The sequence below is a fragment of the Streptomyces sp. NPDC001927 genome, from assembly GCF_053594455.1.
Genome location: NZ_JBSFEN010000003.1, coordinates 552,257 through 562,563, shown reverse-complemented (window position 1 = coordinate 562,563; position 10,307 = coordinate 552,257). Strand labels below are relative to the sequence as shown.

The 10,307-nt window shown below is 72.3% G+C and carries 7 protein-coding genes; 4 read left to right on the top strand and 3 right to left on the bottom strand.

Annotated features, from left to right (window positions below; all coding sequences use genetic code 11):
- Window positions 1-27: 27 nt before the first annotated feature.
- A complete protein-coding gene (locus ACWCO8_RS09935) occupies window positions 28-843 on the top strand; it encodes a type VII secretion system-associated protein (protein WP_451031818.1) in 816 nt (271 codons plus the stop codon).
- Between the two features lie 19 nt (window positions 844-862).
- Here the strand turns inward: ACWCO8_RS09935 and ACWCO8_RS09930 are convergent, their stop codons facing one another.
- Window positions 863-3,685 carry a helix-turn-helix transcriptional regulator gene (locus ACWCO8_RS09930; protein WP_451031817.1) on the bottom strand — a complete coding sequence of 941 codons (2,823 nt, stop codon included), beginning with the start codon at window positions 3,683-3,685 and terminating at the stop codon, window positions 863-865.
- Window positions 3,686-3,991: 306 nt separating this feature from the next.
- Here ACWCO8_RS09930 and ACWCO8_RS09925 point away from each other — a divergent pair, with 306 nt between their 5' ends.
- Window positions 3,992-5,257, top strand: a complete 1,266-nt coding sequence (locus ACWCO8_RS09925) for a cytochrome P450 (protein ID WP_451031816.1) — start codon at window positions 3,992-3,994, stop codon at window positions 5,255-5,257.
- A gap of 185 nt (window positions 5,258-5,442) precedes the next feature.
- Window positions 5,443-6,102: a sigma-70 family RNA polymerase sigma factor gene (locus tag ACWCO8_RS09920; RefSeq protein WP_451031815.1), complete on the top strand. Its 660-nt coding sequence runs from the start codon at window positions 5,443-5,445 to the stop codon at window positions 6,100-6,102.
- Window positions 6,103-6,132: 30 nt separating this feature from the next.
- Here the strand turns inward: ACWCO8_RS09920 and ACWCO8_RS09915 are convergent, their stop codons facing one another.
- Both ACWCO8_RS09915 and ACWCO8_RS09910 read right to left on the bottom strand, forming a co-directional pair.
- Window positions 6,133-6,531, bottom strand: a complete 399-nt coding sequence (locus ACWCO8_RS09915) for a DUF3592 domain-containing protein (protein WP_451031814.1) — start codon at window positions 6,529-6,531, stop codon at window positions 6,133-6,135.
- A gap of 56 nt (window positions 6,532-6,587) precedes the next feature.
- Window positions 6,588-8,840, bottom strand: coding sequence for a BTAD domain-containing putative transcriptional regulator (locus ACWCO8_RS09910; protein ID WP_451031813.1), 2,253 nt, complete (start codon window positions 8,838-8,840; stop codon window positions 6,588-6,590).
- A 197-nt stretch (window positions 8,841-9,037) separates the two neighbouring features.
- Between ACWCO8_RS09910 and ACWCO8_RS09905 the strand changes: the two genes are divergently transcribed.
- Window positions 9,038-10,282: a hypothetical protein gene (locus ACWCO8_RS09905; protein WP_451031812.1), complete on the top strand. Its 1,245-nt coding sequence runs from the start codon at window positions 9,038-9,040 to the stop codon at window positions 10,280-10,282.
- Window positions 10,283-10,307: the final 25 nt, after the last annotated feature.

Below are 10,307 nucleotides of genomic sequence, written 5' to 3'. Positions count from 1 at the left end.
TCAGATCGGATCGGATCGGAGATCAAGGTGAGCGAGGAGCAAGCAACGGAGACCGGCACGGACACCGCGCCGTGGCCCGAAGAGCTGGTCAAGATGGGCAAGTTGGCGCCCGACCACGTCATCCGGATCGTGGACCCGGCCTGGCGCGGCGAGGAGGGCGAGCCGCCCGACTGGGCCGTCGGCGGCGCCTGGCGGACCGACTCCGAAGGCAACATCGTCGAGGGCGAGATCAACGAGGAGTACCGCCCCACGCCCCGCGCCCTCGGCTGGCCCGAACCTCTCGACGCGCTGGACGCGGCCGTCCAGCTCTCGGCCACCGGGCACGGGGACGAGGACGTCGTGGCCCGTGAGCTCGCCGCCGCCCACCTACTGGTGTTCGTGGACGGGAACGGGGCGCCGGCCGTGTCGAAGGCGCCCGACGGAACCGATGTGGTGAGCGTCTCCACGGCGGGTGTGGAGGTGGACGGGACGACCCATCCGCACACGCGCATGGACCTGCCCGAGCTGCTGGACCTGACGGCCGAGCGCTACGACGTGTACTTCCTCAGCCCGACCGCGCCCGTCAGCGTCGTCGTCGAGGTCGAGACCCTGCTCGACGCGCTGGCCGGGATGCGAGTACGGGGCGAGGAGGACGCCGGTGTCCAGAGCGACGAGGTCGAGGCCGCGCCCGTCCGCCCCACCGAGTCCGCCGCCCCGGCCTGGGACACAGCCACCACGCCTCCGGCGGCCGGCCCGTCGCGGCCCGCGGTGGAGGACGTCGCCCTCCCGGACGACACCGCCCTCCCGGACGGCATCGCCCTCCCGGACGACGTCGCCCTGCCGAGCGGCCCGACCGGCGGATGAACCGCGAGCGCCCGCCCCCTCAGGCTGCGGTGAGGAGACGGATGATTTCGGCGCGTGAGTGGAGGCCGAGCTTGGCGAGAATGCGGGAGACATGGGTCTGCACGGTGCGTCGGGAGGAGTAGAGCCGTTCGGCGATGTCGGGGTTGGAGAGTCCTTCGGCGACGAGTTGGGCGATGCGGTGTTCGGTCGGGGTGAGGGAGGCGAGGCCGGTGGTGGGCCGTTTGCGGGTGCCTTGGATGCCTCGGCGGAGTCCTGCTTCGCGCCAGCGGGCGTCGGCGCGGGCGAGTTCGCCGGCGGCGTCGAGGCTGAGGTAGGCGGTGGCGGCCTCGTGCATGGCGGTACGGGCGTCGTCGAGGTTGCCGGTGGCGGCGAGGACGACAGCGAGGTCTTCGGCGCAGCTCGCGGCGCCGAGGACGCGTGAGGTGCTCCGCTGGTAGGCGAGGGCCTGGCGCAGGAGCTCGGGGTTGCGGGTGATCAGGCCCTCGCATTGCTTGGCGGCAGCCTGGTTCTCGGGACGGGGGTACCTGGTCACGTCCTGGCGCACGGCCGCCATGGCGGCCTCGGCGAGGTCGTCGCGGCCGGCGGCCAGCGCGGTGCGGGTCAGGAACGGCATCCAGTCGTGACGGTCGAGGACCAAGGACGCGTAGGCGTCGGTGGTGGTCTCCGCCAGCATGGCCAGAGCCTCGTCCCGCCGGCCCTCGCGGTCTGCGAGCAGGGCCCTGGCCCGCAGCAGGTCCGAGGCGTTGGCGCGGGCGTGCTGGTCCATGGTGGCGAGGTCGTCCGGGACCTGGGCGAGATGCTCGCGCGCGGTGTCCAGCTGGTCACGGTGGATGGCGATCAGGGCACTGGTCCCGTGTTGGAGTACCGCCAGCTTCGTCGTGTCGGGCAGTTCGAGAGAGGCGTTGAGGTCGGCGACCGCGTCGTCCCAGCGTCCCCTGCGATAGGCGAAGTCCGAGGCGGAGACGAGAACGATGCCGAGCCGCGCCGAGCCGGTCCGCTCCGCCAGCCGACGGACCGAGCGCATCGTCGCGTCGATCTTCTCGGCCGGTTCGTCCCGCTCGATCAGCGTCAGCATCTTGTTGACGAGCAGCGAGATGCGGACGTCGGACAGCTCGGGGACATCGGCGGACGCGGCGATCCCCTCCTCGAGGTAGGGAAGGACCTGCTCGGATTCGAGCACGATGCGGGCCTCGGTCGCCATCATCGACGCCGCCCGCGTGATGGTCGGGGCGTCACCGAGTTCGCGGCCGAGCTCCAGCGCCTTCTCGCTGACCGCCCTGCTCTGCTCCGCGATGCCGGCGTGATAGAGCAGCTGGCCGTGGAGCGCCTGGATCCGGGCGTCCCACACCGGGTCGAGATCCCAGCGCCGGCCGGCCGAGGACACGACCTCGATGGCCTCGGTGTGGCGGTCCACGCAGAGCAGGGTGTAGCCGAGCAACCAGGTCATCTCACCGGCCCGCTCCACGCTGCCCGTACGGGCCAGGATCCGGGTGGCGATCTCCTCGGCCTGCTCGAACTCGCCCCGCCGGAAGGCGGCCATCGCCAGCACCGGCTCCAGCGGCTCGCGCCGCGGATCGTCCCGGGCCAGCTCCCCCTGGGCGTACGAGGAGGGATCCCCGAGGACGCGTCCGAGGAGGTCCACCGCGAGGTGGGGTGCCTGGTAGAGCAGGGTGGTGGCCGCTTCGCCGAGCCAGTCGAGTGTCCAGGCGTCGAGAGCACCGGTCGTTTGGAGGAGCTGGGCGGCGACGCGTTCGGGTGCGAGGCCGGTGTTCGCGAGGACATGGGCGGTCTGCTGATGGCGCAAGCCGCGTACGGTCATCGGCATCGACTCGTACAGCGCGCTGCGGACCAGGGGCGAGCGGAAGTGCAGCCCCTCTCCGGTGTCGGCGAGGATCCCGGTCGCCACCGCCTCCTGAAGGGCCTCGATCACCTTCTGGGGCTGCCAGTCGAGGACGGCGGAGAGTTCGGTGAGGGAGAAGGTGGTGCCGAGGACGCTGGCGGTACGCAACACCTCAAGGGTGTCCTTGTTCAGGAACCCGATCCGGTCGGCGATGGCCGCGCTCAGCGAACCGGGCAACGGGTGATCCCGGTCGGGGTGGGGAAGCAGTTCGGCCGTTCCCGCGCGCACCTGGATGCGGTCCTCGCGGCGCAGCGCCAGGGCCAACTCACGTATGTAGAGCGGGTTTCCGCCCGCCCGCTCGATCTGCCCGCGCAGTACGGGGCCGATCTCGGCCGCGAGGAACTCACCCGCCAGACGGGCCGAGTCGTCGGCGGACAGCGGCTGGAGGGCGAGCATGCGTCCGCCGCGCCCCAGCATCGTGCGCCGCAACTGCCCCACCTCCTCGCGCCCGGGGACCTGATCGGCGAGGAGCAGCAGGGGTATCTGCTCGGTCAGGCGTACCAGCGCGGCCAGGACCGCGAGGCTGGCCTCGTCGGCCCATTGCAGGTCGCTCACCACGACGACCACCGGACGCACCGCGCAGGCCCGTTCGAACTCGGCGACGGCGGCCTCCACACCTGCCGCGAACCGGTCACCCGCACCGGCCGCCCACAGCGAGCGCGGGCCTGTCGCCGTCACATCCGCGGCACCCCGGCGCACCGGCCGCAGGACATCGGTGATCAGTTGGAACGGCAGGTTCAAACAGAACTCGTCGGCCCGGCCCTGCAGCACCGTGACCCGGTCGTCCCGCAGGCCCTCGGTCGCCCGGGCGATCAGATCGCTCTTGCCGATCCCCGGTGCGCCCTCCACCAGCAGCGCCCCACCTCGGCCGTTCTCCACATCGGTCAACAGCCCCCGCAGTTCGTCAAGTTCCGCAGCCCGCCCCACCCAGCCCTGCTCCACCTGTACTCCCCACTCCCCGCAAGTCCGCACCGACTTGCGCAGAGCGTAGCGTCGCCGGTGGACCGACCGGCCGGTAATCACGGGACGGAGATCCAACGGTGCGTGAGAGAGCGCTTACTCGGTGATGGGCTCGCCCGTACCGCAACCGAAGCCACATCGGCCGACAGGCCTGATTTGTTCAGCCGTTGATCGGCCACCCCTCGCGGTTCGAACTCCATGCCTCGCGCCCGCGTAGCCCGAACGGGGAGTGCAGGGCGCACACGGCTCCGGCGGACGGCTGGGGCGCCGAGGCAATGGGGGCACAAGATGCATGAACTCGCTTGGTTCGACGGTGGTTTGCTCGGCGAAGGGCAGGGCGGCGGGCACGGAGAGCGCGGTCCGGGCGGCGGCGGGACGAGCCACGGCGGCGCCACGGGACAGGTACGCCGATTCGTCCAGCAGGGCGTCTCCGGGTGGTACGTCACCGGCCATCGTCGAATCCGCCTCCTCCTCACCGACCCTCGCCTGACCTCGGCGCGCACCGCCGCCCCCGCAGGACTGCGCGCCCGGTGCCCCGAGATGTTCGGTGCCGGCGGGGCATCGGGCCGACGGGCGTCCCTCATCGAACTCGACGGGCCCGCGCACGCCAGGCTGCGCACCACGCTGGGCCGGGCCATCACACCGCGCGTGCTGCTGCGCCTGCGGGCGCGTTCCCAGGACGAAGCGGACCGGCTCCTCAGCGGATTCGCCAAGCGCGGCTCGGTGGAGCTGGTGAGTGAGTACGCCAGGCCACTCGCCGTCGCCACCACCATGGAGCTCCTGGGAGTCCCCCTCAAGGACCACGAACGACTCACCGCCGATGTTCTGGGCGGCGCCCTCACGGACCCGGCGCGGGAAGCACACCTCGTCGAACTCCGGGACTACTTCGCCGCGTTGATCGCCACAAAGCGGGCGGGTGAGGGGAGCGGCGGTGGGCGCGGAGACACCGATCTGCTGCGGAACCTGGCGGCGTCGCGGACCGGCGACGCTCCGCTGACCGACGACGAGATCTGTGATGTCGCCCAGCTGCTCCTCATCGCGGGCACGCACACGCTCCCCGCCCTGACCGCGGGCGCCGTCTGGCAGCTGCTCGCCGACAAGGAGTTCGGCGCCCGGCTCGCGGCCGCACCCACCACTGCCCCGTGTCCGGACGTCGCCCCGATGGTCGACGAACTCCTGCGACGTACGTCGGTCGGCGAGGATGCCGTGGTGCGGTTCGCCGCCGAGGACCTGGAGATCGACGGCGTGGCCGTCGCCGCCGGCGACCTCGTCCTCCTCGACCTCGCCGCGGCCGATCACGACCCGGCCGTCTTCGACGAACCGGCCCGGCTGTGCCCGCGCCGCGCCCCCAACCCCCACCTTGCCTTCGGACAGGGGCTGCACTACTGCCTCGGCGCCGGGCTCGTCCGTACGCAGCTGACCGTCTCGCTCGGCGCGCTCCTCGATCGCTGCGGGGCGCTCCGACCGGTCGACGGGGACGGCGCCGTCACATGGCAGCACCAGGGGAACGGGGCATGGCCGACCCGCCTCGAGGTCGCCTTCGTCGAGCGCTGACTGAGGGGACGGAGCGGTGACGGAGGGGTGACGGAGGGGTGATGGAGCCCTGGTGACGGCCACCTGGCGTACGTTCGCGGCCGCGCACCGCGCCATGACGTACGTCAGGTGGCCGATGTTCCTGAGAACCGGCCGGAGCAGCCTGTTCCAGGACAGCAGATCGCCCGTCAGCGAAGGGGATCACCATGGCAACCGCGCTCCTCACCCGCCACCGCGACACCCACTTCCACGCCCCCGCCCCCGCCCCCGCCCGGCTCCCGGCCCGCGCCCACCGCGCGGCCACCGGCACCCTCACGCGCCATACGGAGAAGCCTCCCAAGGCTGTCCCGCCGAAGGCGACCGCCGCCCAGGTGGAGGAGGTCGTCAAGCTGCACGGCACCGCCCTGCACCGCTACTGCCTGTCGCTGACGCGCGGCGACCGCTCGCGGGCGGAGGAGATCAAGCAGGAGACCCTCATCAGGGCCTGGAAGAACCCGCAGGCCATGGCGGACAGCCACCGGTTCGACTCGTTCCGGCCGTGGCTGTTCACGGTCGCCCGACGGATCTCGATCGACGCCGAGCGGGCGCGCAGGGCGCGGCCCCAGGAGTGCGACGAGGCGGTGCTCGCGCTCATACCCGAGCCCGAGTGCGGCTACGAGCGGCTCCTGGAAGTCGAGTTGGTCCGCGACGCGCTCGCCTCGCTCTCGGAGGAGCACCGCGCCGTCATCCACTGTCTCCACTTCAGGTCCCTGACCGGTCTGGAGACCGCGCAGGAGCTCGGTCTGCCGCTCGGCACCGTCAAGTCGCGCTCTCATTACGCCCTCAGGGCCCTGCAGCACGCCCTCGAGGCGGCCGGCCTCCGCTGATCGCGGCCGGATCAGGCTTCCCGTCCGTGTTCACTTGAGGATGACCCACACCGCGACGCCCGCGAAGATCAGCCCTCCCGCCAGCAGGGACCACACGGTCCCCTGCATGTGCCGCCGTTGGAGCACCCGCGCGATCTGAGGGTTGTCGGCCATGTACAGGACCTCCACGCGCCGCCCGGTCGGAATGCCCATGCCGGTTCCCTGCCCCTTCGGCGTGAACTGCACCTGGTAGCCCTGCTGATCGGTGAATTCGATCACCGGTATCCACATGGGGGCCTCGGTGTCGGCGCGTACGTTGTCGACCACCAGGCCGTGCGTACGTACTCCGTGCAGGCGCAATCGCCGCACCGTGAGTCCGTCCTGGAGGGCGGCGCCGAGCAGCACCACAGCGGCGACGACGGACAGCGCGATCCCTATGCCTTCGGACATGCCTCAGCCTCTTTCGTTCGTGCTCGAATCCATGGGTGACCGACCGCCGGAGCAGACTACGCGCAGGTCCGGTGCGGTAGGACGACAGCACCGCGCAGCGGAGCGCGGAGGGAGCGCTCCGGGCCGGGACGGCCCGACGGCGCGTCCGCCGCCTGGCGCTGTACGGTGCGCAGCCCGCGCAGGGCCTCCCGGCGCACCTGCGGATTCCGGTCGCCCGCGAGGTCCGCCGCGATCCGGAACCACCACGTGCTCTCGGCCCGGTCCTCCTGGGCGCAGCCGATGCCGGCCCGGAGGCAGGCCGGCGCGAGGTCCTCGCTGGAGACCGTGGGACCCGCCTGAAGCATGTGGCTCGCGATCTCGGCGGGGTGGCGGCCCGGCAGGACGCCGAGTGCGGTGGCCACCGACGCGTGCAGCAGCTGACGGGAGACGAAGGTGAGGGAGGAGAGCACGGCGTCACGGAGCATGCCGTGGAACCGGTAGTGGCCAAGGCCCGCCGTGTCCGCGCCGACGGCGTCCGTACGCCGGGGCGCCTCGGCCGGTTCCTCCCAACACATCAGGTGTGAGCGCACCGCCTGGTCGACGAGCTTGAGCACCTCCTGTCGGGACAGGCCCATCACCGCGACCAGGAGGTCGACGTCCACCCGCTCACCACTCACGGCCGCGTGCTCGACCAGCGTGCGCACCTGCGGCGGCAGAGTGTCGAGGCGGGCCTGGGCGACGCTCGCGACGGCGGCGGGAACACGGGTGGCCGAACCCACGCGGGCGGCCGGCGGAAGGTGCAGCAATTCGGTCACCATGAACGGATTGCCGTCACTTCTCTCGCACAGGGCCCGCGCGTGCTCCGCGACGTCCTCGACGCCGCCGACGTACGCGTCGGTCAACAGGGCCGCCACATCATCCGGGGCCAAGGGAGGCAACGGCAGGCGGGTCGCGTGGTCGCGGGGGAGACCGGCGAGGAGCGCGGCCGTCTCCGCCTCGTCCACGTCGCCGACGGCGCACACCAGCGCCACCCGCTCATCACTCAGTAGGACGGAGAGATGACGCACCAGGTGGCGGCAGGCGGGACAGTAGGTGTCGAGTGAGTCGATCAGGCACAGCGTGGTCCCGGCACGGAGCTTCCGGAGCACCGCCGTCAGCGCCGACTCCTCGGACCACTCCTCACCGGCCCGAGCGTGCACGGAAACCTCGGCCTCGCCGCCGAGCTGTGCGAGCAGCCGTGCCGCCGGTCCGAAGACGGCGCTGCTCCGGCGGTTGTCCACACTCCCGCAGCAGCGAAGGCGGGCGATGGTGAACCCCTGCCGCGTCGCATGCTGAGCCACCTCGTCCAACAGGCGTGTCTTGCCCGAGCCGGGCGGCCCGGTGACCACGGCCCAGCGCACCCCACCGGCCGCCGCCCGGGCGATCGACCGGTGCAGCAGCTCCAGTTCGGACCGGCGCCCCACCATCGGCAGGCGGCCGTCGGGCGCGGCGCAGGGCTGTGGGGCGGACGCCGTGACGCCCGCGACGGGGGCGGGGGACCGCTGGGGCAGAATCGCGTCGGAGTCCTCGTTGAGGAGCGCCAGATGGAGCTCGCGCAGCGCGGGCCCGGGGTCGACGCCGAGTTCCTCGGCCAGCGACACACGGAACCGTTCGTACTGCTGGAGGGCCTCGGCCGAACGACCCGCGGCATACAGGGACTTCAGCAGCAGCGCCCACGAGGCCTCGCGCAGCGGAGCGGAGACCGTGAGAGCCTCCGCCAGGGTGGCCGCGCTCGCCGCCTCACCCAAATCCAGGAGCACGGCGACCTTCAGCTCCTGAGCCGTCTGACGCAGCGACTGGAGGCGGTTGACCTCGGGCGCGGCGAAGACGTGCTCGGCCGCCTCGTGCAGCGCGGGTCCGCGCCAGAGCCGTAGGGCCTCGTCGACCGCCCGGTGCGCGGGCGCCGCCTGCCCGATACGGAAGAGGTCGGTCGCCTCGACGAGGCGGCTCTCGAACACCGCGGTGTCCAGCGTCTCCAGGGGCGCGCGGAGGGTGTAGCCGGAGGACTCGCGGACGAGGAGCGTGGCCCGCTCTCCCGCGGCGCGCCGCGGTTCCAGTGCGGTACGGAGCCGGCTGATGTGCGCGTGCACCGTCGAGACCGCACCCGCCGGCCGGCGGTCGGCGGGCCACAGGTCCCGGCACAGGCGGTCCACCGACACCGGGCGCCCGCTGTCGAGGAGCAGCCGGGCCAGCAGGACCCGGCGTTTGCGCGGGCCCAGGTCGACGGGCGTGTCACCCGACCAGGCCTCGACAGGTCCCAGAAGCCCGAAGCGTATTGCGGCGCTTTGCACGTCTTCCCCGATCAATAGGAGCCGTGGAGTCCAGACGTCGTTTCGCGCCCTACTACGGACGGTTCGCGGGTCGGGTTCGCGTCGGTCGCGACGAGGAACGCGCCGACGAGGGAGGCCCTGTGCATCTCGGCCGCGCTTGAACCCCGGGTGATCGAAGTCCGTAGAGGTGTGGTGTGAGACAGGAGGAGGGGGTGGCGATGGGTACGAGTACGGGTACGGCAGCGGGTGGGCGTGGATCTGTGCTGTTGCTCGCGGCGGCGCCGGTCGGCCGGTGGCGGCTGATGGATGTGGCTCCGGTCTCCCGGGTGTGCGCCGCGGTGTCTCCCAGCGAGCTGACCGGCACGCGGGAGGCCACCGTCATCGAGATGATCGATCCGGTGGAACCCCGGCTCGTCCTCGAGCGGGTCCGCGCCGCCGCACAGTCGGCGGGGCCGCTCACGGTCGTCCTCGCGGGGCAGTTGCACTTGGACCGCAAGACGCAGGAGCCGTATCTGGCCCTTGCCCTCTCCACACCGCGCACGGTCCGGCACACCGCCGTGCCGTGGCGGAAGCTCGCCGCAGCCGTCGAGGGGGCGACGGGAAGCGTGACCGCACTGGTCGACCTCGTGGCCGACCCCCTGGCCTGGCGGCAGGTTCAGCGGTCCCCACTGTCCCTCGGCCAGGACGTGGGCCTGTACGGCCGGGTGATGGGGCCGCCGCAGCGCGGGCGCACCGCGACTCCGGACTATCTGAACGCGTGCCTGACGCTGTGGGGCAGGACGGGGAGGCCGGAACCCGAGGAGCTGCATCGGCTGGCGTTGGCCTGCGCGGGTGAGGAGGGCGTCCTGGCGGTGTCCGGTGGGCCGACGCCGACGCCGACGCCGACGCCGACGCCGCGTGGCGTACAGGAGCCGGCGGACACGACGGTCGAGGAGACTCCGGCCGAGTACGCCCCGGCCGAGGACGCCCCCGTCGCGTACGGACTCGACTCGCTCGACGCGATCCTCGCCGCCGCCCGAGTGGGCCGCCATGAACAGGCCTCCGAGGCCGCGGCCGTCGCGCACGCCCGCACGCTCGACGTCGATGGCCGGCTCACGCCCGAGACCCTCCTGTGGATGGAAGTCCGCGCCGAACTGGCCCATTTGGCGGCGGACCCCGTACGCAGCTGCGCCGCCTGGCTGACCGTGGCCGAGACGCGCCTGGACCGGGGCGAGGGCTGCGACGCGGCAGAGGTCGAGGCCTGCGTCGACCGCGCCCATCACCAGTGGCACCGCATCCGCAGCGCACTGGAGATCGTCCGGCTCGCCCCGCGGCTGATGGAGCTGCGCCGGAGGGTGCCCGGCCGCCGGCCCGGTGCCCTCGCCGACGTACGGGACCGCGCCGAACTGCGCAGCAGCGTACGGGTGTTGAGCGTGCGGCCCGCACGCTCACCGGAGTCCGCGGTGCTCCTCCTCAACCTCTGAGCGTCCCCTTCGATCCACCGACCTA

Bases quoted from the DNA above. Each gene is read 5' to 3' on its own strand.
- ACWCO8_RS09925 (WP_451031816.1), top strand. From the start codon at position 3,992: ATGCATGAACTCGCTTGGTTCGACGGTGGTTTGCTCGGCGAAGGGCAG.
- ACWCO8_RS09905 (WP_451031812.1), top strand. From the start codon at position 9,038: ATGGGTACGAGTACGGGTACGGCAGCGGGTGGGCGTGGATCTGTGCTG.
- ACWCO8_RS09915 (WP_451031814.1), bottom strand. From the start codon at position 6,531: ATGTCCGAAGGCATAGGGATCGCGCTGTCCGTCGTCGCCGCTGTGGTG.
- ACWCO8_RS09920 (WP_451031815.1), top strand. From the start codon at position 5,443: ATGGCAACCGCGCTCCTCACCCGCCACCGCGACACCCACTTCCACGCC.